Genomic DNA, 23,760 nt, shown 5'->3' with positions numbered 1-23,760 from the left:
CCAGAAACAACTCAGGCCGTGAAGCGAAAGCTCTCACGGCCTGTCTGTTTGCAGCCCAGCAACAATTTACGCCGAATGATAAGTCGGCAGAGCGAACCGTTGCTGGCTTTGCAGCATCGAAATCTGTGGCAACTCGCTGGCTTGCTCAGCCAGGTCACGACGGATCGCGCTGATCACCCAGGACAACTGGTCGCCAGCATGCAGTTGCTGGTAGGAAATCGAGCGTTTGAAGACTTTGCCTTCCTGACTGCGCAGTGTCAGCAGGATGCCGCCGTCGGGGCGTGGCTGAGTGTTCACTTCGAAGTTGGAGAACAGGGAGGTAAATTTTTCTTGGATCAGGCTCATGTCTATCAGCTCCGTTAGCACTTGATTGGCAAGCATGGAGAGGTAGTTGCACCCTTTGTGCCAGCATTTGAAAATATTAAAACCTTTATAAATCAATAGGATAAAAAATCAGCCAATTTTTGCTTTCGTGCAATCTGCATGAAAGGCCATCGTGCATCCTGCATTTTGCGAGATTCGTGCGGTTTCAATGGAACCAATCGCCAAAACCGGGCTCACGTTGTCGCCGGTCTGTTATGCGGATACAAAACATTGCAAAAACTGCGTGTACAGCCCCTGAATCACTCACGTACTTTCGGCCACCACCCGACAATAAAAAGATCGAACGGGAGTAACGATGAGCCGCGCGCTGAACGACACGATTACCTGGGGCATGATGCTGCGCAAACTGCCCACCATCGCCAAGGCCCTGCCACGAGTGGTCCGGGGCATGAAAGCTGCCAACGTCAAGGATCCAACCCAGTCCTGTGGCCTGGGCTGGAGCTTCGAGCAAGCGACGTTGCGCAATCCCGACGGCCCGGCATTGCTTCAGGGCGATGTGCTCCTGACCTACGCCCAGGTGAACGAGTGGGCCAATCGCATGGCCCACCATTTGAGCGGGCAGGGCATCCGCAAGGGTGATGTGGTGGCGGTGTTCATCGAGAATCGTCCGGAACTGCTGGTGACTATCCTGGCGGTGGCCAAGGCGGGTGCGATCAGCGCGCTGCTTAATACCTCGCAAACCCGTGACACCCTGGTGCACAGCCTGAACCTGGTAGCGCCTGCGGCGATCATTGTCGGCGAAGAACTGGTGCCGGCGTTCTCCGCTGTTCGCGAGCGCGTGGCGCTGGAGCCCGCCCGCACCTGGTTCGTAGCGGATCAGGACACCTGCCGGCACCCGGGCATTGCGCCCGATGGTTTCATCAACCTGATGGCGGCCATCGCCGACAGCCCAAGCGCAAACCCGGTGACCAGCCAGCAGGTATTCTGCGACGATCCCTGCTTCTTCATCTACACCTCAGGCACCACCGGGTTACCCAAGGCCGGGGTGTTCAAGCACGGTCGCTGGATGCGCAGCTCCGCCAGTTTTGGCACGATCGCGCTGAACATGGCCCCGGACGATATCGTCTACTGCACCCTGCCGCTGTACCACGCCACCGGGCTGTGTGTGTGCTGGGGCTCGGCCATCAGTGGCGCCTCAGGTTTCGCCATTCGCCGCAAGTTCAGCGCCAGCCAGTTCTGGAATGATGTGCGCAAATACCGTGCGACCACCCTCGGCTATGTCGGTGAACTGTGTCGCTACCTGGTCGATCAGCCGCCCACTGCCCAAGACAGCCAGCACCGGGTCACCAAGATGATCGGCAACGGCCTGCGCCCCGGCGCCTGGGCTGAATTCAAGACTCGCTTTGCGGTGCAGCACATCTGCGAGCTGTACGCTGCCAGTGACGGCAATATCGGCTTCACCAACGTTCTCAACTTCGACAACACCGTAGGTTTTTCCCTGATGTCCTGGGAGCTGGCTGCCTACGACCACGACAGTGGCCAGCCTCTGCGTGACGCCAAGGGGTTCATGCGCAAGGTTGCCAAAGGTGAGCAAGGGTTGCTGCTGGCGAAAATCGACGACAAGGCGCCACTGGATGGCTACACCGACGCGCAGAAGACCGCAAAGGTGGTGCTGCACGACGTGTTTGAAAAGGGCGACCGTTACTTCAATACCGGCGACCTGTTGCGCAACATCGGCTTCGGTCACGCCCAGTTTGTCGATCGACTGGGCGATACCTATCGCTGGAAAGGCGAGAACGTCTCGACCACCGAGGTGGAAAACATCCTGCTGCAGCATCCGAATATTTCCGAGGCGGTGGCCTACGGGGTGGAAATACACAACACCAATGGCCGTGCCGGCATGGCCGCGATCACCCCGGCCGAATCCCTGGCGACCCTGGATTTCAGTGAGCTGCTGGCATTCGCCCGCGAACAGATGCCCGCGTATGCCGTACCGTTGTTCCTGCGGGTGAAGGTGAAAATGGAAACCACCGGCACCTTCAAGTACCAGAAGACCCGCCTCAAGGACGAAGGGTTTGACCCCGGTAAAACCGGCGACGATCCCATCTATGCCTGGTTGCCGGGAACTCACACCTATGTGCAGGTGACTGAACAGGTGCTGGCCGAGATTCATGATGGCAAACACCGTTATTGAATCTGGCTATGACCCTTGATCAGAAAAAAGAAGTGACAGTCTCCAGGCTGCTCGGGAAACTGTCGCCCTTTGCACTTACACAGAAAGTGGAGCCACCATGTCAGACCAAAGCCGCCAGATGACCCCCGAAGAAGCCGCTGAATTCGCCGAACAGGTATTCAACAAGGCGCGCGAGGGCGATGCGGCCATGATGGCCGCATTGCTGTCCAAAGGCCTGCCGCCGAACTTGCGCAACCACAAGGGTGACACCCTGTTGATGCTTGCGGCCTACCATGGCCATGTCGACACGGTGAAAGTGCTGCTCGAGCACAAGGCCGACCCGGAAATCCGCAACGACAATGGCCAGAGCCCGATTGCCGGCGCCGCGTTCAAGGGCGATCTGGCCGTGGTCAGCGCGTTGGTCGACGGTGGCGCGCAAGTCGAAGGCTCATCCTTCGACGGCCGTACCGCGCTGATGATGGCGGCCATGTTCAACCGAGTTGCCATCGTCGACTATCTGATCAGCAAAGGCGCTGATCCGAAGGCCAAGGATGCCAATGGCGTATCGGCGCTGGATGCTGCGAAGACGATGGGCGCAGTGGACACCACGGCGCAGCTGGAGAAGTTGCTGAGCTAATGGCTCAAGCCGGTCGAAAAACCCGTAGCGAGCAAGCCAGCTCGCCACGGGGGCTGTGACAGATTCCAGTTACATTCAGTAAACCCAGACCTCAACCCGCCGATTCCTGATCCGTCGCTCATCCGCGCTGTTCGCCGCCACGGGCATCTGCGCGCCAAAACCGCGGATCTCGCGCAGCACCACACCGCGCTTGGCCAGCTCCCGCCGCACCGCCATGGCCCGCAGCTTCGACAACAGGTCGGCGCGTGCCGGGTCCGTCTTGGCATCGCCAAATCCCACCAGTGTCACCTGCCGATCGGCCTTGTCGCGCTGTTTTATGTAATCCAGCACCCGCGACAAGTCCTGGCGCGCCTTGTTGTCCAGAGTGGCGCTGCCTTCTTCAAAGCGAAAATTCACGGTCAGGCGCTGCGCATGTCGGCTGAGGGTTTGATACTCCTCTGGCATCAACGCATTGGGTATCACGGACATGGCCTGGACGGTCTGCGCGATAAACCCGTTGGCTGCGACAATCTCCTGGCCCTGACTGCCCTGGGCGAATTTCACCAACGCTTGTGCCCAGGGATTGTTGCCCTTGGGCGGCAGGTAAAGGAACAGTCGACGTGACAGCGGGTAGTCTTCGGTGGCGATCAGATTGTTCAGTGGCAGCATCGCCTGGGAGGCACCGTCGGCAATCGCCACGGCTCTGGCCTGGCGCACGTAAGGCAATCCGATAAACCCGATCCCTTGAGGGTCCTGGCTGACGGCGTCCGACAATTGCTCGCTGGACTCGAAGCGTTGTGCGCTGGTGCTCAGGGTTTTCCCACGACCGTTGAGGACCAGTTCCTTCAAAGTGTCGTAGGTACCGGAGTGATCATCTCGCGCATACAGATGGATCGTCCCGCCGCTGCCACCGACTTCTTCCCACGTCCGGATGTCACCACTGAAGATGCGCGCCAGTTGATCGGTAGTCAGTTGTTTCAGCGGATTGTCTGGATGCAGGATGATCGCCAGGCCGTCGATCGCAATGACCTGCTCGGCGCCGGCACTCTTCAGGTCGCCCAGGGATTGCAGGCTGGCCAGTTCATTGTCCTTGATCGGGCGCGAGGCGGCGGCGAGGTCGGCAGAGGCTCTATGCAGCGCAGTGAAGCCGGTGCTGGAACCGTGCGCGGCGATCTCGACCTCCACCCGACGCCCCTCGGCGGTTTCGCCGACGACGCGCACTTCGTTGGTCTTGCCTGGCGCTTCGCGATGAACCTTGAGCACACCTTGTTCGCGCAGTAGCCCTTCGACCAGCGCCGGGCCCAAGGCTGCGCCGATGGTGTTGGAACCCTGGATGCGCAATACCGGGCCGTGCTCGGGCAGGGGTAACGCAACCGCCAGCGCCGATACGGGCGTGACAATGCTCAGCAGCAACAGGAACAATACGCGCAGCGGCATGCTGGCACCCTACAAGAGCAAAGGAAGTGCCCGCAGATTAAGTCAGTAGGGTTTCACAAAGATGACAGCTCAAAAGATCGCAGCGTACGCAGGAGCTGCGTAGGAGCTACGTAGGAGCTGTGTAGGAGCTGTGTAGGAGCTGTCGAGTGGAACGAGGCTGCGATCTTTTAAATATCAACTCAACTCAACTCAACTCAAGCCAGATCGGCGCATGATCCGACGGTTTTTCCATCCCGCGCAATTCATAGTCCACACCCGCATCCTTCACCCGTGGCAACAAGCCATGGGACGCCATGATCAGGTCGATCCGCAGCCCCCGCTTGGGTTCATCCTCAAAGCCACGGCTACGGTAATCGAACCAGCTGAAGCGATCAGCCACGTCCGGGTTCAGATGCCGGAAGCTGTCCACCAGCCCCCAATTCTTCAACCGCGCCATCCACTCACGCTCTTCCGGCAGGAAGCTGCACTTGCCGGTCTTCAACCAGCGCTTCATGTTGTCCGGCCCGATGCCGATGTCGCAGTCTTCCGGGGAGATGTTGACGTCACCCATGACTACAACCGGCTGCTCATTGCTGAACTGACTTTCCAGCAGTTGCTGCAAGTCATTGTAGAAGCGTTCCTTGGCCGGGAACTTGGTCGGGTGATCGCGGCTTTCACCTTGTGGGAAGTAGCCGTTCATGATCGTCACCGGCACGCCGTTGGCATCAGCGAACTTGCCCCAGATGAATCGGCGCTGGGCGTCTTCGTCATCGGTGGCGAAACCTTTGTGCAGCTCCAGGGGTTCCTGGCGAGAGAGCAGGGCGACACCGTAGTGGCCTTTTTGCCCATGGAAATACACGTGGTAACCCAGCGCTTGCACGTCGGCCAGCGGGAACTGGTCATCGTGGACCTTGGTTTCCTGCAGCCCGATCACGTCGGGCTGATGCTTCTCGATCAGCGCCGCCAGCTGATGCGGGCGAGCACGCAGCCCGTTGATGTTGAAGGAGACGATCTTCATGGTCGGCAGTCCTGGCGCAAAAGGGCGATGCTAACTGACATGCCTTCGAGGGGCCAGCCGTTGGTGTGTTTTCGGCTGTACTTGTCCATCCTGCGGCTCGCGGGTCGGCGAGCCCCGCGCACACCTGCGATCCACTTGGTCTATACCTTGTTAGACCCAGCGCACCTGCTGTTTTCAAACCAGCAAGGAACTGTGCCCGCACCCAGAGGCTCGTACCAACAAGAGCGCCGCCATTTTGAGCGGTGCCCCGGGGAGATTTGCCGTTATGCCCGAAACCTCGACCGCCATTGCCGATATCCACATGCTCGACAGTGGTTACTCCCGCGAAGCCCGCTCATTGCTGTACCAGGCCTACCGTCACGAGCCGACGTTCAGCTATCTGTTCGAAGCCGAACGTCCCGGCTACGAGCAGCGAGTGCGCGCCACCGTGCGCGAGCTGGTCAAGCAGCATTTCCTCCAGGACTTGCCCGCCATTGGCCTGCTGGTTAACGATCGCCTGATTGGCATCGCCCTGATCGCGCCGCCGCAACGTCGCCTGGGGATCACCGAAAGTTGGGCATGGCGTTTGCGCATGGTCCTCAGCACCGGGTTCCGCTGCACCCGCCGCTACCTGGAATACCACGATGCGGTCATGGCGTGCGTGCCGTCCGACTCTGTGCACCTGCTGCCCTTGCTGGGTATTCATCCGCAATTTCAGGGCAAGCACTTCGGCGAACAATTGTTACAGGCTGTGCACAACTGGTGCGCCGTCGATGAGCACTCCCAGGGCGTTGTGCTGGACACCGGCAACCCGCGTTACCTGGAATTTTACAAGCGCCAGGGCTATGAGGAGATCGGTGAAGTGGCTATTGGCCCGGTACGTGAGCACGTATTTTTTCACGCCAACCCCCAGGTCCTGCAAACCGCCACCGCATAAAGGACGAACTTTGCGCGCAAACCAGGCTCTATCACGCTCCCAAGCTCGTGATAGCATCCGCGCCTATGAAGTTTCCAGGAAGAATTACCAGTAGCGTGCTGATGCTGATAACCAGCTGCACAGCGCTGGCGCAAAGTGAATTGGATGTGCGGGTCAAACCGTCCAACGATGAACTCAAGGCCAATATAGAGGGCTATATCGGCAGCCTCGGCGATCGTGACGAAGAAGCCTTGTTGCGCTTCAGCCGCGGTGCCGAGGAGCAGGCGCGCAAGGCTGCCCAGGCCCTGGGTTATTACCAGCCGCAGATCGAGACAGACGTGAAGGGCGGCAAGAGCCCTCGGCTGATTCTCAACGTCGATCCCGGTGAGCCGATTCACCTGCGCAATGTCACTATTCGAGTCGAAGGACCGGCGGCGTCGCTGAAATCCTTTCGTGTTCCCAAAAGTGCTGCGCTGAAAACCGGCGCAGTGCTCAACCATGGCAATTACGAAGACGCCAAGCGCCTGATCCAGAACCAGGCTTCGCGTTTCGGTTTTTTCAGTGGGCATTTTTCCCGCCAGACTCTGTCGGTCGACCCCAGGGCCGGCGTAGCCGATATCGATCTGGTCTACCAGAGCGGCCCGCGTTACTCCCTGGGCAAGGTCAGTTTCGAGGGCGACACGCCATTCGACGAAGATTTGCTCAGGCGCATGGTGCCCTTCAAGGAAGGCGCTCCGTACGACTCCGAGCTGATCGCCGAACTCAATCAGGCGATGCAGTCCAGTGGCTATTTTGAAAGTGTGCGGGTCGATGCAGCCCCCACCGCTTCGACAAACAATGTGATCCCGGTCGACGTCAAGCTCGACACCCGCAAGCCGCGCACCATGGGACTGGGCCTGGGTTATTCGACCGACGTCGGCCCGCGGGTCAAGGCCAACTGGACGCGTCACTGGGTCAATCCCCAGGGCCACAGCTACGGCTGGGAAACCGAAATATCGGCACCCAGGCAGAACGTCGGGATTTTCTACGACATCCCCCTGGACCCGCCCCTGACGGACAAGCTACGTTTCGCTGGCGGCTACCAGAGCGAAGAAATCGCCGACAAGGACTCACTCAGCAAGCTGCTGACCATAGGTCCCGAGTGGCACAGCAAGCTGCCCAGCGGTTGGCAGCGCGTGGTGTCGCTGAAGTGGCAGCGCGAGGAATATCGACTCGGCGACGACTCGGGTCTCAGTACCCTGTTGATGCCCGGGGTCAGTTATTCCTATTTGAAAAGCGACAACCGCATCGACCCACACAACGGCTATCGCCTGCAATTCGAGACCAAGGTGGCCAAGGAGGGATTGGGCTCGGACAACAACCTGCTGTACGGCACGGCGCTGGTCAAAGGCCTGACCACGGTATTCGACAAACACCGCTTCCTTGGCCGGGTCCAGGTCGGCGGCAGCGCCACCAACGGCTATAAGTCGATACCACCGTCGCTGCGGTTCTTCGCCGGGGGTGATCAGAGCGTACGTGGTTACGACTACCAGAGCCTGTCCCCGGAAAACTCCGAGGGCGACCGGATTGGTGGCCGGTACATGGTCACCGCCAGTGCCGAGTACCAATACTCGGTCGCCGAAAAATGGCGGGTGGCGACCTTTGTCGATCAGGGCAACTCCTTTAATAAGCTCGAATTGCCGAACCTCAAGACCGGCGTCGGCATCGGCGTGCGCTGGATCTCGCCGGTGGGGCCGATCCGCCTTGACCTGGCCCACGCGCTGGATGACGACGGTGGTGTTCGACTGCACTTTTCCATGGGGCCCGAGTTGTGAATCGTGGTTTGAAGATAACGCTGCTGGCCATCCTCGGCCTGTTGCTGCTGATTATTCTGGCTATTTCCACCGTGCTTGGGACGGCGGCGGGCAGTCGCTGGGCGCTGGGTTTCGTGCCGGGCTTGAGTGTGGACAATTTCCAGGGTCGCCTGGGCGGTCAATGGAGCGCCGATCACCTGGTATGGCAGCAGGACAGCAGCCGGGTAGAGTTGAGCAAGGCGATCTTCGCCTGGTCACCCGGTTGCCTGGCCCGCCGGACCCTGTGCATCGAGCAGTTGCAGGCCGAGCAGGTCAGCCTGCAGTTTCCACCGGGCACCGACCAAGACAGCAGCGGGCCAATCAGCCTGCCTGACCTGGACCTGCCGCTGGCCATCGAGCTGGGTGATGTCAAGGTCGGGAGCCTGCTGTTCAACGGCAGCGAAGAACTCAGGGGCTTGCAACTGGCCGCCCACTGGACCGCCCAGGGCTTGAAGATTGACTCGGTCAAGCTGCAGCGCGACGAACTGAGCCTGAATCTGTCCGGCCTGCTGCAACCCAGCGGCAATTGGCCCGTGACCGCTGAAGGCAGCCTGACGCTGCCCGCGCCTGGCACCGGTCCTTGGGCCCTGGCCCTGAAAATCGACGGAGACCTGCTCAAAACCCTCAACCTCAAGGCCGACAGTAGCGGCTATCTGAACGGGCAGTTGACGGGTGAACTGCAGCCGCTGGTGGAGAACCTGCCAGCCAAGGTGCGCATTACGGCGGACGGCTTCAAGGCCAGCGCGGATCTTCCGGATACCCTGCAACTCAATAGGCTTGAACTCTCGGGCGCCGGTGACCTGAAAAACGGCTACCAGCTCCTCGGCACGGCTACGCTGCCGGCGGAACAAGGCCCGGTCGCCCTGGCGCTGCAAGGCAAGGTCGACGCACAGGGCGCGCAGATTGCCGGTCTGGACCTGAGCGCAAACGACAAACAGTACCTCAAACTCACCGGCCAGCTGGACTGGAGCAAAGGCCTGAGCGCCGATGCCAAGATCGACTGGCTGGACTTCCCCTGGCACCGCGTCTATCCGCTGATCGATGAGCCACAAGTCGCATTGCGCAGCTTCAACGGCGAAGTCTCCTACACCGACGGCAAATACCTGGGGCACTTCAAGGCTGCGCTGGATGGCCCGGCCGGTGCCTTCAGCCTGCAGAGCCCGTTCGCAGGCGACCTGACTAAAATCTACCTGCAGCAAATCCAGCTGGAAGCCGGGCAGGGCAAGGCCCAGGGACACCTGAACCTGCAATTTGCCGATGGCATCGCCTGGGATACCGCGCTGGATCTGTCGGCAATCGATCCGGCGTACTGGGTCGCGGAGTTGCCGGGCACGTTGGCCGGCCCGCTGCGCAGTACCGGTGAGATGAAAAATGACAAGCTCAGCCTTAACGCCGACCTCGACCTCAAGGGCAAGCTGCGTGGTCAACCTGCGGTCATCCAGGCCAAGGCCGATGGCGCCGGCGAGCAATGGAACCTCAGTGCCTTGCAGATTCGCCTGGGCGACAACAGCATCAATGGCAAGGGCAGCCTGGAGCAGAAACTCGCCGGTCAGATCGATATCAAGATGCCGCGTCTGGCGCAGCTGTGGCCACAACTGCGCGGTCAGCTCAACGGCCGGGTGGACGTCGCCGGTACACTCAAGGCGCCACAAGGCAAACTCGGCCTGCAAGGCACTCAGCTGGCTTTCCAGGACAATCGCCTGCAAAGTCTGAACCTGGACGCGACCCTGGACAGTGCGCAGCGGGCGAAAATCGACCTCAAGGGCAGCGGCATCCAGGCTGGCGATACTGCGCTGGGCACGCTGACGGCAAGCGGTCAGGGTGACATCAAGAAGCAAAAACTCAGCCTTGCCCTGCAAGGCCCGCAGCTCAAGCTCGCCCTCGGTCTGGACGGCGCGCTGGACCAAGGCAACTGGCGCGGACGCCTGGCCACGGGCGATATCCAGGCCGGCGGCCAGGACTGGAGGCTGCAAGGCCCGGCGAAGCTCGAACGCCTGGCCGACGGTAAAATCAACTTCGGCGCCCATTGCTGGCGGTCCGGCCCGGCCAGCCTGTGCGGTGAAGACCAGCGCCTGATGCCCGAGCCGAAGCTGCGCTATCACCTCAAGCAGTTCCCGATCGAAAGCCTGGCGCAGTGGTTGCCCAAGGACTTCGCCTGGAAAGGCGCGCTTAACGCCGACCTGCAGCTGGATCTGCCGGCCAGCGGTCCGAATGGCCAGATCAGCATTGATGCCAGTGGCGGCACACTGCGAGTGCGCGACAAGGATCAGTGGCTGGACTTCCCGTACCAGGCCTTGCTGCTCACCAGCAAAATGACCCCCAAGCGCATCGACACCGACCTGAACTTCGTCGGCGGCAAGTTGGGTGAGCTGCGGGTTCAGGCCCAGATCAACCCGCTGCCGGCAAACAAGCCCATGAGCGGCACGTTCCGCCTCAATGGCCTGGACTTGTCCGTGGCCCGGCCGTTCGTGCCGATGGTCGAAAAAATCACCGGGCGCCTGAATGGCAGTGGCACGATCGGCGGCACCCTGATGGCGCCTTTGGTTAACGGCAATCTGCTGTTGAGCGATGGCGAAGTGTCCGGACCGCAATTGCCGATCGAACTGCAAGCCTTGCAGCTGCAGGCGGTGATCGCCGGGGAAACCGTGCAGTTGAACGGCGGCTGGAAAAGTGGCAAGACCGGGCAGGGCACGCTCAATGGCAATATTGCCTGGGGCCAGGCACTGGTGGTCGACCTGGCACTCAAGGGCTCGCAGCTTCCGGTGTCCGTCGAACCCTATGCAAAGCTTGAGGTGGCCCCTGACCTGAAGATCTCGATGAAAGGCGATGAGCTGGCGGTCGCCGGCAAAGTGCTGGTGCCCAGAGGGGAAATCACCGTGCGCGAGTTGCCGCCATCGACGGTCAAGGTCTCCGATGACACGGTCATCGTGGGTCAGCAGACCGAGCAAGGCAAGGCGCCACTGGCGATGAAAATGGACATTGACGTGGAGGTGGGCGCCGACAAACTCAGCTTCGCCGGGTTTGGCCTGACGGCCAATCTGCAGGGCCACGTGCACATCGGCGACAACATGGACACCCGCGGTGAGCTCTGGCTCAACGACGGTCGTTACCGCGCCTACGGCCAGCGCCTGACCGTGCGCCGGGCCCGTTTGTTGTTTGCCGGGCCGCTGGATCAGCCATACCTGGACATCGAGGCCATCCGCCAGACCGATGACGTCATCGCCGGCATTCGCCTGAGCGGCAGTGCCGAACAGCCCACCACGCAGATCTTCTCCGAACCTGCCTTAAGCCAGGAGCAGGCCCTGTCCTACCTGGTGCTGGGGCGGCCGCTGAGCACGGATGGCGGTGATAACAACATGCTTGCCCAGGCGGCACTGGGCCTGGGGTTGATGGGCAGTGCCGGGGTGACCAGCGGGTTGGCCAAGAACCTGGGCATCCAGGACTTCCAGCTCGACACCCAAGGCAGTGGCGACCAGACCGCCGTGGTCGCCAGCGGCAATATCTCGGAAAAACTCAGCCTGCGGTATGGGGTTGGGGTGTTCGAGCCGGCCAATACCATTGCGTTGCGCTACAAGCTGAGCAAGAAGGTTTACCTGGAAGCGGCGGGTGGCGTGGCGAGTTCACTGGATATCTTCTACAAGCGGGATTTCTAAGCCGCGTTCCCTCTAGAACCCAGTCGCTGCCTTCGCGGGCAAGCCCGCTCCCACAGGGATCGGATGTCCTGCACGGATCTCACTTCAAGCGTCACCCATCCCACAGGTGTAACCCTGAACCTGTGGGAGCAAGCTTGCTCGCGATGGCGTCATCAAGGCCACCAGTACCCCCCCGTTTATCATCCAAATACAAAGCATCCTAACTATTACGTTGACATTCGCTGCCTAGGCAGTAACATCTTGTCATACATTCTCTGCCTAGGCAGCTAATCGGTGGCCAGATGAAACACTTCACCCCGGACGACTTCAAGAACTGCCACCTCGGGCTCCTGCTCGGGCGGGCTGCGCTGCTCAAGGACCGGATCATCGACACCCACATGGAACCTCACGGCATCACCGCCGCGCAGTTCAAAGTGTTGATCATCATGGCCCAGTTCGGCGTCGACACCCCGGCCGAACTTTGCCGGCACCTGTCCCTCGACAGTGGTTCGATGACCCGAATGCTTGATCGCCTGGAGCACAAAGGTTTCCTCGCCCGCCAGCGCTCGGAAGCCGACCGTCGTCAAGTGCAACTGGTACTCACCGCGCAGGGCCAGCAGCTGGCTGACCGCCTGCCAGACATCGGCGCGGCAGCCATGAACGAACTGGCTGGCGCCATCACCGAGCAAGAGCTGGCGACCCTGGAACAGATCCTGAAGAAAATTTTAGTCGCGGCGGGTGACTCCATCACCTTGCTGCGGGTAGGTGATAAATGAGCAGTAAACTCTCGCGCACCCGCTTGAGCCTGGTGCTGGTGGCCATGACCCTGGCGGGTTGTGCCAATTACAGTGGCTTGAAAACCGAAGGCGTCAGTCTGGATGCAAAAAGTCTCAAGGCCGGGCAGTCGCTGACCGGCGTCACCTTGTCGCCGGCCGCCTGGCCGAAAAGCGCCTGGTGGACGAGCCTCGGCGACCCGCAACTTGACGGGCTGATCCGCGAAGCCCTGCAAGACAGCCCCGACATGCAGATTGCCGAGGCTCGCGCGCATCAGGCCAGCGCCGCGGCCTACGCCGCCGATGCCGAGCGCATGCCGACGCTCGATGCCAGTGCCGGGGTCAGCCGGTCCCGCCTGGCTCGGGATCAGGACCCGCAGGGGCAGGGCGGGGCGTATTCCACCCTGCGTAACCTCGGTGCCAGTTTCAATTACAACTTCGACCTTTGGGGCGGTCAGCGGGACGCCTGGGAAGCTGCACTGGGCGAGGCCCGTGCCGCCGAAGTCGACCAACAGGCCGCGCAGTTGACCCTGGCCGCCGACGTCGCCCGGGCCTACAGCGATCTGGGCCAGGCCCACATCATCCATGACCTGGCCAGCGAAGACCTCAAGCGTACCCGGCAGATGCTCGACCTGAGCAAACGCCGCTTGAGTTCGGGTATCGACAGCCAGTACCAGTTCCAGCAGACCGAGAGCCTGGAAGCCAGCTCGCAGGCCAGCCTGATCGACGCTGAAAAACGCCTGAACAGCGCGAAGATCGCCATGGCGGTGCTGCTCGGCAAGGGCCCGGATCGCGGCAATGAAATCCCCCGGCCCAAAGTCCTCCAGGCCAGCGCCGTGGCACTGCCATCGGTGTTGCCGGCCGAACTGCTCGGTCGCCGACCGGACCTGATCGCCGCGCGCTGGCGGGTCGAAGCCGCGAGCAAGAACATCGCTGCCGGCAAGACCCGCTTCTACCCCAACCTCAACCTGAGCGCTGCCGCTGGTTTCGAATCGCTGCTGGGGGATGCAATGTTTGGTTCGGCCAGTCGTTTCTTCAACGTCGGGCCGACGATCTCCCTGCCGATTTTCGACGGCGGCCGCCTGCGTGCCGACCTCGATTCCCGCGACGCCGACTACGACCTCGCGGTGGCGCAGTACAACAAAAGCCTGGTCAAGGCACTCGGCGATGTCAGCGACTCGATCAATCAGCTGCGAGATATCGGCCGGCAGATCGGCGCGCAGCAGCACGCCACCGAGATCGCCCGGCAATCCTACGACACCGTGGTCCAGCGCTACGGTTCCGGCATCGGTAACTACCTGGACGTGCTCAGCATCGAGCAGCAATTGCTCCAGGCCCAGCGTCAGCTGGCCAACCTGAATGCCGAGCAGATCGACCTGTCGATCCAACTGATGCAGGCGCTGGGCGGAGGCTTCCAGGGTGACACCCTGGCAGCCGCCACTTCAGCCACGCAGCACAACTAATTCAAGGTAACTGTCATGGCCACTGCCGAAAACACTCAAAAAGCCGCCGATGCTCATCAGGACACCGGCAATCCGCGCAAGCGCAAGATCATGCTGGTGCTTCTGGCCATTGTCGTGATCCTCGCCGGTGCCGGCGTCTGGGCCTATCACGAGCTCTACGGGCGCTGGAACGAGAGCACCGACGATGCGTATGTGAACGGCAATGTGGTGGAGATCACTCCGCTGGTCACCGGCACCGTGGTCAGCATCGGTGCCGACGATGGCGACCTGGTGCATGAAGGCCAGGTGCTGATCAATTTCGACCCGAATGACGCCGAAGTCGGGCTGCAAAGTGCCCAGGCCAACCTGGCCCGCACCGTGCGTCAGGTTCGCGGCTTGTACAGCAATGTCGACGGCATGAAAGCCCAGGTCAACGCCCAGCAGGCGGAAGTGCAGAAGGCTCAGGACAACTTCAATCGCCGCAAGAACCTGGCAGCCGGCGGGGCGATCTCCCAGGAAGAACTGTCCCACGCCCGCGATGACCTGACCTCGGCGCAAAACGCCCTGGCCAATGCCCGCCAGCAACTCAAAACCACCAGCGCGCTGGTGGATGACACTGTGGTTTCGTCGCACCCAGACGTCATGTCCGCCGCCGCGCAACTGCGCCAGGCCTACCTGACCAACGCCCGCAGCACCTTGATCGCTCCGGTCACCGGTTATGTCGCCAAGCGCACGGTGCAGTTGGGCCAGCGGGTTCAACCGGGCACCGCGCTGATGGCGGTGATTCCCCTGGATCAACTGTGGATCGATGCCAACTTCAAGGAAACCCAGCTGCGCGACATGCGCATCGGGCAGCCGGTGGACATCGAAGCCGACCTCTATGGCAGTGACGTGAAGTACAGCGGCACCATCGACAGCCTTGGCGCCGGTACCGGCAGCGCGTTCGCCTTGCTGCCGGCACAGAACGCTACCGGTAACTGGATCAAGATCGTCCAGCGGGTGCCGGTGCGGATTCATATCAACGCCGAAGAGCTGGCCAGGCATCCATTGCGCGTCGGGCTGTCGACCCAGGTCGATGTGAACCTGCATGACCAGAGTGGTCCGGTGCTGGCGCAACAGCCGCCGCAAAAGGCCTCGTTCAGCACCAACGTCTACGACCGTCAGTTGGCCGAAGCCGATGCAATGATCGCCCAACTGATCCATGACAACAGCGCCGCGGCGAGCAAGACCGCGCAACGCTGATTCGCAACCACACAAACCCTGTGGCAGCGGGCTTGCCCGCGCCCACAGGGTCTGAAGCTCCAAAGGATTTGCGATGAGCAATAACGCCTCTTTCACGCCGCCCAGCCTGCTGCTCAGCACCATCGGCCTGTCGCTGGCGACTTTCATGCAGGTGCTCGATACCACCATTGCCAACGTGGCGCTGCCGACGATCTCCGGCAACCTGGGGGTCAGTTCGGAGCAGGGCACCTGGGTCATCACCTCGTTTGCCGTGAGCAATGCGATCGCCCTGCCGCTGACTGGCTGGCTAAGCCGGCGCTTCGGTGAGGTGAAGCTGTTTCTCTGGGCGACCATCCTGTTCGTGATTGCCTCGTTCCTGTGCGGCATTTCCACCTCTATGCCGGAGCTGATCCTGTTCCGGGTGATCCAGGGCCTGGTAGCAGGGCCTTTGTACCCGATGACGCAGACGTTACTGATTGCGGTCTATCCACCTGCAAGGCGCGGCATGGCCCTGGCGTTGCTGGCGATGGTCACGGTGGTGGCGCCGATTGCAGGCCCGATCCTCGGCGGCTGGATTACCGACAGCTACAGCTGGCCGTGGATCTTCTTCATCAACGTACCGATCGGTATCTTCGCGGTGATGGTCGTGCGTCAACAACTGAAGGCGCGCCCGGTGGAAACCAGTCGCCAGCCGATGGATTACGTCGGCCTGATCACCCTGATCATCGGGGTCGGCGCCTTGCAGGTGATCCTCGACAAAGGTAATGACCTGGACTGGTTCGAATCCAACTTCATCATCATCGGCGCGGCCATTTCGGTGATTGCCCTGGCGGTGTTCATCATCTGGGAAATGACCGACCAGCATCCGGTGGTCAACCTGCGCCTGTTTGCCCACCGCAACTTCCGTATCGGCACAATAGTGCTGGTGCTGGGGTATGCCGGATTCTTCGGGATCAACCTGATCCTGCCGCAGTGGCTGCAAACCCAGATGGGCTACACCGCGACCTGGGCCGGGCTGGCGGTGGCGCCGATCGGCATCCTGCCGGTGATCCTGTCGCCGTTTGTCGGTAAGTACGCGCACAAATTCGACCTGCGCCTGCTGGCCGGCCTGGCGTTCCTGGCGATCGGCCTGAGCTGCTTCATGCGCGCCGGTTTCACCAACGAAGTGGACTTCCAGCACATCGCGCTGGTGCAGTTATTCATGGGCATTGGCGTGGCACTGTTCTTCATGCCAACGCTGAGCATCCTGATGTCAGACCTGCCACCGAGCCAGATCGCCGATGGCGCCGGGCTGGCGACTTTCCTGCGTACCCTGGGCGGCAGCTTTGCGGCATCGCTGACCACCTGGATCTGGATTCGCCGGGCGGATCAGCACCACGCCTACATGAGTGAAAGCATCAGCACCTACGAGCCCGCCACCCGTGACGCGCTCAATGCGCTGGGCGGCCCTGGCAACCCGGCCTATGCACAACTCGATCATGTGCTGACCAGCCAGGCGTACATGCTTTCCACCGTGGATTACTTCACGCTGCTGGGGTGGGGGTTCATGGGGTTGATACTGATCGTGTGGCTGGCCAAACCGCCCTTTGCCGCCAAGGCCGGGCCTGCGTCGGCAGGGCATTAATGGTTGTGGCTGTAAAAAGATCGCAGCCTGCGGCAGCTCCTACAGGTGTACACATGACCCTGTAGGAGCTGCTGCAGGCTGCGATCTTTTGACCTTAAGAGGCTGTAAAATCAAACGGGGCCAACGCAAATCCGTTCTCATCGACCTGCAACGCCCACCCCTGGCGATCCCAGTCCCCCAGCACAATGCGCCTGGCCGCCTGCTCGCCAATCTGCAATTTGTGAATGGCTGGGCGGTGAGTGTGGCCGTGGATCAGGGTTTTTACCCCGTATTGCTGCATCACCCGCGGCACTTCCTCGGGGGTCACATCGACAATGTCATTGGCCTTCATTCGGGTCTGCGCCCGGCTTTCACTGCGCAGTTTGCGCGCCAGCTTGTGCCGCGTGCCCAGGGGCAGGTGGCGCAGGATGAACAGGGTGAGGGGATTGCGCAGGTAGCGACGCAGCTTCATATAGGCTTCGTCGCGGGTGCACAGGCTGTCACCGTGCATCAAGAGCACCGGTTCGCCTGCGAGTTGCACGATGCTCGGGTCTTTCAACAGCGTGCAGCCGGCCTGTTTGCAGAAAGCCTGGCCGAGCATGAAGTCGCGATTACCGTGCATCAGAAAAATGGCCGTGCCGCTGTCGCTGAGATCGCGCAGGGCCTGGCAGATGGAACGCTGGAAGGCGGTCATGGCATCGTCGCCAATCCACGCTTCGAAAAAGTCGCCGAGGATGTACAACGCACTCGCCGAGCGGGCGCGCCCGGAGAGCAAATCCAGAAACGCCCGGGTAATGTCCGGGCGCTCCTCTTCCAGATGCAAGTCTGAAATCAGCAGTATCACTCAATGATCTCGGCTTTCTCGATGATCACGTCTTCTGCGGGAACGTCCTGGTGGCCGGACTTCATGGTGGTGGAAACACCTTTGATCTTGTCGACCACTTCTTCACCGGCAACCACTTTGGCGAACACGGCGTAGCCCCAGCCCTGGGTCGTCTTGGCGCTGTGGTTGAGGAAGCTGTTGTCCGCCACGTTGATGAAGAACTGCGCGGAAGCCGAATGCGGCTCCATGGTACGGGCCATGGCTACGCTGTACTTGACGTTCGGCAGGCCGTTGTCGGCTTCGTTCTGGATGCTTGGGCGCTTGTCTTTCTTTTCTTTCATGCCTGGCTCGAAACCGCCGCCCTGGATCATGAAGTTACCAATGACGCGGTGGAACACGGTGTTTTCGTAGTGGCCGGCCTTGACGTATTCGATGAAGTTGGCAACGGTCAGCGGTGCCTTTTCAGCGTTCAGTTCCAGGACGATGTCGCCATGGTTGGTGGTCAGTTTGACTTGGGTCATGATCGGTACTCTTGATGAATTAAAGCTTCATGAGATAAAGCGTTTTCAATGAATTCGTGGTTTTGGGCATTGGTGCCTGCAACCGGTTCAGCCTGTATTGGGCCAAGAAACGCAGTTTAGCGCGACAGACGCGAATTTCGAGGCTGTTTTTCATTTGCAGGCGATTAAATGCAGCCGTTTTCGGGCCTGCTCTGTCAGCAGCTTGACGGCATCGGCTATGATAGCGGCTTTGATTTGTCAGGCCCCGTCTGCGGCCGCGCACTTGTACGTTCAAGGATCCTATGAGCAAGCCCACTGTCGAACCTACCTCGAATTCCAAGACCGGCCCAGCCGTGCCGGCCAATTTCCTGCGCCCGATCATCCAGGCGGACCTGGACTCGGGTAAGCACACGCAGATCGTCACCCGTTTCCCGCCCGAGCCCAATGGCTACCTGCACATCGGTCACGCCAAGTCGATCTGTGTGAACTTCGGCCTGGCCCAGGAATTCGGCGGCGTCACGCACCTGCGCTTCGACGACACCAACCCGGCCAAGGAAGACCAGGAATACATCGACGCGATCGAAAGCGACATCAAGTGGCTGGGCTTTGAATGGTCCGGCGAAGTGCGCTACGCCTCGCAATACTTCGACCAGTTGCACGACTGGGCAGTCGAGCTGATCAAGGCCGGCAAGGCCTACGTCGATGACTTGAGCCCGGAACAGGCCAAGGAATACCGCGGCACCCTGACCGAGCCGGGCAAGAACAGCCCGTTTCGTGATCGCTCCGTGGAAGAGAACCTCGACTGGTTCGCGCGCATGAAAGCCGGTGAGTTCCAGGACGGCGCGCGGGTACTGCGGGCCAAGATCGACATGGCCTCGCCGAACATGAACCTGCGCGACCCGATCATGTATCGCATCCGTCACGCCCACCACCACCAGACCGGTGACAAGTGGTGCATCTACCCCAACTACGACTTCACCCATGGTCAGTCGGACGCCATCGAAGGCATCACCCACTCGATCTGCACCCTGGAATTCGAAAGCCACCGTCCGCTGTACGAGTGGTTCCTCGAGCACCTGCCGGTACCGGCCCACCCGCGTCAGTACGAGTTCAGCCGCCTGAACCTGAACTACACGATCACCAGCAAGCGCAAGCTCAAGCAACTGGTGGACGAGAAGCACGTGCATGGCTGGGACGACCCGCGCATGTCCACGCTGTCGGGCTTTCGCCGCCGTGGCTACACGCCCAAATCGATCCGCAACTTCTGCGACATGGTCGGCACCAACCGTTCCGATGGCGTGGTCGACTTCGGCATGCTGGAATTCAGCATTCGTGATGACCTCGACCACAGCGCACCGCGCGCCATGTGTGTCCTGCGTCCATTAAAAGTGGTCATCACCAACTACCCGGAAGGCCAGGTCGAGAACCTCGAACTGCCGTGCCACCCGAAGGAAGACATGGGCGTGCGCGTCCTGCCATTCGCTCGGGAAATCTACATCGACCGTGAAGACTTCATGGAAGAGCCGCCAAAAGGCTACAAGCGCCTGGAACCCAACGGCGAAGTGCGCCTGCGCGGCAGCTACGTCATTCGTGCCGACGAAGCGATCAAGGACGCCGACGGCAATATCGTCGAACTGCGTTGCTCCTACGACCCCGAAACCCTGGGCAAGAACCCTGAAGGCCGCAAGGTCAAAGGCGTGGTGCACTGGGTACCGGCCGCGGCCAGCGTCGAATGCGAAGTGCGCCTGTACGATCGCCTGTTCCGCTCGCCGAACCCTGAGAAGGCCGAAGACAGCGCCAGTTTCCTGGACAACATCAACCCTCAATCGCTGCAAGTTCTCACCGGTTGTCGTGCCGAGCCTTCGCTGGGCAACGCACAGCCGGAAGACCGTTTCCAGTTCGAGCGCGAAGGTTACTTCTGCGCGGATATCAAGGACTCGAAACCAGGTCATCCGGTATTCAACCGCACCGTGACCTTGCGTGATTCGTGGGGCCAGTGATTCAAGGAAACAACTAAAGTGCTATCGATCTACAACACGCTCACCAAGAGCAAAGAAGTCTTCAAGCCGCTGGATGGCAACAATGTGCGCATGTACGTCTGCGGGATGACCGTGTATGACTACTGCCACATTGGCCACGGCCGCAGCATGGTCGCGTTCGACCTGGTGACCCGCTGGTTGCGGTTCAGCGGTTATAACCTGACCTACGTGCGCAACATCACCGATATCGAAGACAAGATCATCAACCGGGCGCGGGAGAACGGCGAGCCGTTCGACGCGTTGACCGAGCGCATGATCACCGCCATGCACGAGGACGAGGCGCGCCTCAACATCCTCAAGCCGGACATGGAGCCGCGTGCCACGGATCACATTCCGGGCATGCTGAGCATGATCCAGACCCTGATCGACAAGGGTTACGCTTACGCACCGGGCAATGGCGACGTGTACTACCGTGTGGCCAAGTTCATGGGTTACGGCAAGCTGTCGCGCAAGAAGATCGAAGATCTGCGCATCGGCGCCCGTATCGAAGTCGACGAGTCGAAACAGGACCCGCTGGACTTCGTGCTGTGGAAGGCCACCAAGCCGGGCGAGCCAAGCTGGCCATCGCCTTGGGGCGACGGTCGTCCGGGCTGGCACATCGAGTGCTCGGTGATGTCCACCTGCTGCCTGGGTGAGACCTTCGATATCCATGGCGGCGGCAGTGACCTTGAGTTCCCGCACCATGAAAACGAAATCGCCCAAAGCGAAGCGGCCACCGGCAAGACCTACGCTAACGCGTGGATGCATTGCGGCATGATTCGCATTAATGGCGAGAAGATGTCCAAGTCCTTGAACAACTTCTTCACCATTCGCGACGTGCTGGAAAAGTACCACCCGGAAGTGGTGCGTTACCTGCTGGTATCGAGCCACTATCGCAGCGCGATCAACTACTCCGAAGACAACCTCAAGGACGCCAAGGGCGCACTCGAGCGTTTCTATCACGCCTTGAAAGGCCTGCCGAGTGTTGCTCCGGCCGGCGGCGAAGCCTTTGTCGAGCGTTTCACCCAGGTGATGAACGACGACTTCGGTACACCGGAAGCCTGTGCGGTGCTGTTCGAGATGGTCCGCGAGATCAACCGCCTGCGTGAGACCGATATGGACGCGGCGGCGGGTCTGGCGGCGCGCTTGAAGGAACTGGCCAGTGTGCTGGGTGTGTTGCAGCTTGAGGCCGATGACTTCCTGCAGGCTGGCGCTGAGGGGCGGGTTGATGCGGCTGAAGTCGATGCGCTGATTGCTGCGCGTCTGGCCGCTCGGGCAGGTAAAGACTGGGCCGAATCGGACCGCATCCGCGACCAGCTCACCGCCATGGGCGTGGTGCTGGAAGATGGCAAAGGCGGCACGACGTGGCGTCTGGCTGACTGATTGCTTAGTTTGCTGCAAAACAAAACCCGCCTTGTGCGGGTTTTTGTTTTGTCGGGTGGATGCAGGTTCGGTGGCGTCTCGACTGTCATCGCGAGCAGGCTCGCTCCCACATTGGATCTTCGCCAGGTATGGGTTTTGTGGTGGACATAACACCCTGTGGGAGCGAGCCTGCTCGCGATGATCTCAAGCCGAACACTGCCAGTGCGGTTGAACACTCATTCAGCCTGGCGCAACCTTTTGTACAAGGTATTACGACTAACCCCCAACCGCCGGGCCAGGTGCGAAATATTCCCGCCCACAGCCTGCAACTGCCGACTTAAATCCTCGGCATCATCCAGATCCACTGCCAGCGGCTCCGGTGCGTCCACCGGCTCCATCTCCATATCGACAAAAAAATCATCGGGCAAATGCTCCGGGCGCACCGGTTGCTCCTCGGCCATGGCCAGCGCCACCTGCATCACGCTGCTGACCTGGCGCAAATTCCCCGGCCACGGGTGGCGAGCAAACAACTCCAGCACCTCACGACTCAAACCCGCCCACTGCGACGGTTCGCGATGCTGTTCCCACAATCGTTTGAACAGCTCCTGTTTGTCACTGCGTTCCCTTAACGGCGGTAACTCCAGAGTCAACCCGCCGATCCGGTAATACAAATCTTCGCGAAACCGGCCCAGTTGAACCTGTTCGCGCAGGGATCGATTGGTTGCGGAGATGATACGGATGTCGACCGGGAACAACTCACTGCTACCGACCGGTTGCACGCAACGCTCCTGCAACACTCGCAACAGACGAGCTTGAGTCGGCAGCGGCATGTCGCCGATTTCATCGAGAAACAGGGTGCCCTTGTCGGCCTTGCGAATCAGCCCGATGCTGCCTTTCTGGTTGGCGCCAGTGAACGCGCCTTTTTCGTAGCCGAACAGTTCGGACTCCACCAACTCGGCGGGGATCGCTGCACAGTTCACCGCGATAAACGCCTGGTTGCTGCGCGAGCTGGCCTGGTGCAGAGCCTTGACGAAAACTTCCTTGCCCACACCGGTCTCACCGTGGATGAGCAGCGGAATGTCCTTCTCCAGCAACCGCTCGGCCTGGCGAACCGCTTTTTCCACCCGGCTGTCGCCAAAATGCAAGGTATTGAGACTGATTGCAGCCGATGGCACTGCTGGTTGCTCGACGAACACTCGAGCCTTGACCGGCACTTGCTTGGGCCGTTTTAACAGGCACTGGAAGCGATTGCGTCCCGAGGTCTGCAGGGCGAAGGGCAGATCATCCGGCTGATTCAACAGTTCCAGCAATGACACCTTGAACAGGCTCTCGACGCTCACTCGCGACAGGCTGATGCCGAGCAGATTGTCCGCCCGTCGATTGGCCGACAGCACCTGGCCGCTCTCATCAAAAATCAGCAAGCCGGCCCACTGGCTGTCGAGGTTGTTCAAGCCGGTGTTGAACGTCAATTGGAAGTGCTGGCCGTGGAACAGGTTGAGAATCAGCCGGTTCTCCACGGTCTGACTCATCATCTTGACCATGCCCAGCGTGTGTGACGGTGGCAGGTAGCTGTCGCTGGACACATCCAGCACGGCGATCACTTTGCGCTCGGCATCGAAAATCGGCGCGGCAGAGCCGGTCATGAAGCGGTTGGCCTTGAGGAAATGTTCATCGTGTTCGATATGCACCGCCTGCTCACAGGCCAGCGCGGTGCCGATCGCGTTGGTTCCGCTGCAGCGCTCCATCCAGCTGGCCCCGGCGCTGAAGCCTCGGGTCAGTGTCGGCTCGATGAATCGCTGGGTCCCCCACGATGTCAGCACCTGGCCCTGATTGTCGGCGAGCATGATCAGGCAGTTGGAGTTACTGAGGATGTTCTCGTAGTACGGCAGGACTTCCTGATGAGTGGTCTGTACCAGCGAATGCTGGCTCTCCAGCAGTTGCGCTATGCCAGCAGCCGGCAGCTGATCGAAGGCCGGGGCGCTTTGATGGTCCAGACCAAACGCGCGGCAGCGGGACCAGGAGTCCTGAATGATGGCGTCATGGGAGAGCGGCGAGGCAGGTACGGCCATGGCAGGCGATCTCTGAGCTGACTTTTATTGTTTTTATGGGTAC

17 protein-coding genes are annotated in these 23,760 nt (G+C 60.7%); 11 read left to right on the top strand and 6 right to left on the bottom strand.

The features are described from left to right. Positions 1-66: 66 nt before the first annotated feature. Positions 67-345: a DUF3509 domain-containing protein gene (locus HYI44_RS02035; RefSeq protein ID WP_045059161.1), complete on the bottom strand. Its 279-nt coding sequence runs from the start codon at positions 343-345 to the stop codon at positions 67-69. 334 nt (positions 346-679) lie between these two features. Between HYI44_RS02035 and HYI44_RS02030 the strand changes: the two genes are divergently transcribed. Both HYI44_RS02030 and HYI44_RS02025 read left to right on the top strand, forming a co-directional pair. Continuing rightward, on the top strand, positions 680-2,518 hold the full coding sequence (locus HYI44_RS02030; RefSeq protein ID WP_225568614.1) for a long-chain-acyl-CoA synthetase: 1,839 nt from the start codon (positions 680-682) through the stop codon (positions 2,516-2,518). Positions 2,519-2,615: 97 nt separating this feature from the next. Next, positions 2,616-3,134, top strand: a complete 519-nt coding sequence (locus HYI44_RS02025) for an ankyrin repeat domain-containing protein (protein ID WP_045059163.1) — start codon at positions 2,616-2,618, stop codon at positions 3,132-3,134. A gap of 75 nt (positions 3,135-3,209) precedes the next feature. On the opposite strand, the gene HYI44_RS02020 is transcribed toward HYI44_RS02025, so the two are convergent. After that, positions 3,210-4,550 carry a substrate-binding domain-containing protein gene (locus tag HYI44_RS02020; protein WP_225568613.1) on the bottom strand — a complete coding sequence of 447 codons (1,341 nt, stop codon included), beginning with the start codon at positions 4,548-4,550 and terminating at the stop codon, positions 3,210-3,212. Between the two features lie 184 nt (positions 4,551-4,734). Continuing rightward, positions 4,735-5,547, bottom strand: a complete 813-nt coding sequence (xthA, locus tag HYI44_RS02015) for an exodeoxyribonuclease III (protein ID WP_122839274.1) — start codon at positions 5,545-5,547, stop codon at positions 4,735-4,737. A 265-nt stretch (positions 5,548-5,812) separates the two neighbouring features. Here xthA and HYI44_RS02010 point away from each other — a divergent pair, with 265 nt between their 5' ends. The 7 genes from HYI44_RS02010 to HYI44_RS01980 all read left to right on the top strand — a co-directional run bounded on the left by HYI44_RS02010 (position 5,813) and on the right by HYI44_RS01980 (position 16,966). Next, positions 5,813-6,463: a GNAT family N-acetyltransferase gene (locus HYI44_RS02010; protein WP_045059166.1), complete on the top strand. Its 651-nt coding sequence runs from the start codon at positions 5,813-5,815 to the stop codon at positions 6,461-6,463. 65 nt (positions 6,464-6,528) lie between these two features. Then, positions 6,529-8,256 carry an autotransporter assembly complex protein TamA gene (locus tag HYI44_RS02005; protein ID WP_122839272.1) on the top strand — a complete coding sequence of 576 codons (1,728 nt, stop codon included), beginning with the start codon at positions 6,529-6,531 and terminating at the stop codon, positions 8,254-8,256. Then, a complete protein-coding gene (locus HYI44_RS02000) occupies positions 8,253-11,927 on the top strand; it encodes a translocation/assembly module TamB domain-containing protein (RefSeq protein ID WP_225568612.1) in 3,675 nt (1,224 codons plus the stop codon). Before HYI44_RS02005 ends, HYI44_RS02000 begins: the two co-directional genes overlap by 4 nt. A gap of 281 nt (positions 11,928-12,208) precedes the next feature. Then, on the top strand, positions 12,209-12,682 hold the full coding sequence (locus HYI44_RS01995) for a MarR family winged helix-turn-helix transcriptional regulator (protein ID WP_045059169.1): 474 nt from the start codon (positions 12,209-12,211) through the stop codon (positions 12,680-12,682). Next, complete coding sequence (locus HYI44_RS01990; RefSeq protein ID WP_225568611.1) at positions 12,679-14,142, top strand: efflux transporter outer membrane subunit; 1,464 nt, start codon at positions 12,679-12,681, stop codon at positions 14,140-14,142. The genes HYI44_RS01995 and HYI44_RS01990 overlap by 4 nt, the downstream gene beginning before the upstream one ends. 15 nt (positions 14,143-14,157) lie before the next feature. Then, positions 14,158-15,363, top strand: coding sequence for an efflux RND transporter periplasmic adaptor subunit (locus tag HYI44_RS01985; protein WP_045059171.1), 1,206 nt, complete (start codon positions 14,158-14,160; stop codon positions 15,361-15,363). 73 nt (positions 15,364-15,436) lie between these two features. Continuing rightward, complete coding sequence (locus HYI44_RS01980) at positions 15,437-16,966, top strand: DHA2 family efflux MFS transporter permease subunit (RefSeq protein ID WP_122839269.1); 1,530 nt, start codon at positions 15,437-15,439, stop codon at positions 16,964-16,966. Positions 16,967-17,060: 94 nt separating this feature from the next. Here the strand turns inward: HYI44_RS01980 and lpxH are convergent, their stop codons facing one another. Together lpxH and HYI44_RS01970 are read right to left on the bottom strand one after the other, a co-directional pair. Continuing rightward, positions 17,061-17,789 carry a UDP-2,3-diacylglucosamine diphosphatase gene (gene lpxH, locus HYI44_RS01975; RefSeq protein WP_122839268.1) on the bottom strand — a complete coding sequence of 243 codons (729 nt, stop codon included), beginning with the start codon at positions 17,787-17,789 and terminating at the stop codon, positions 17,061-17,063. Beyond that, a complete protein-coding gene (locus HYI44_RS01970; RefSeq protein WP_045062337.1) occupies positions 17,786-18,289 on the bottom strand; it encodes a peptidylprolyl isomerase in 504 nt (167 codons plus the stop codon). The genes lpxH and HYI44_RS01970 overlap by 4 nt, the downstream gene beginning before the upstream one ends. 281 nt (positions 18,290-18,570) lie before the next feature. On the opposite strand from HYI44_RS01970, the gene HYI44_RS01965 reads away from it, so the two are divergent. Further along, on the top strand, positions 18,571-20,268 hold the full coding sequence (locus tag HYI44_RS01965) for a glutamine--tRNA ligase/YqeY domain fusion protein (RefSeq protein WP_045062335.1): 1,698 nt from the start codon (positions 18,571-18,573) through the stop codon (positions 20,266-20,268). An 18-nt stretch (positions 20,269-20,286) separates the two neighbouring features. After that, complete coding sequence (gene cysS / locus HYI44_RS01960) at positions 20,287-21,669, top strand: cysteine--tRNA ligase (RefSeq protein ID WP_225568610.1); 1,383 nt, start codon at positions 20,287-20,289, stop codon at positions 21,667-21,669. A gap of 215 nt (positions 21,670-21,884) precedes the next feature. On the opposite strand, the gene HYI44_RS01955 is transcribed toward cysS, so the two are convergent. Next, entirely contained in the window at positions 21,885-23,717 is a 1,833-nt protein-coding gene (locus tag HYI44_RS01955) for a sigma-54-dependent Fis family transcriptional regulator (protein WP_225568609.1), read from the bottom strand. Between the last annotated feature and the right edge of the window lie 43 nt (positions 23,718-23,760).

Source organism: Pseudomonas sp. Y24-6, assembly GCF_020295325.1.
Lineage (GTDB): Bacteria > Pseudomonadota > Gammaproteobacteria > Pseudomonadales > Pseudomonadaceae > Aquipseudomonas > Aquipseudomonas gregormendelii.
The sequence above is the reverse complement of the archived record's forward strand: the minus strand, read 5'-3'. Positions and strand labels throughout refer to the sequence as shown.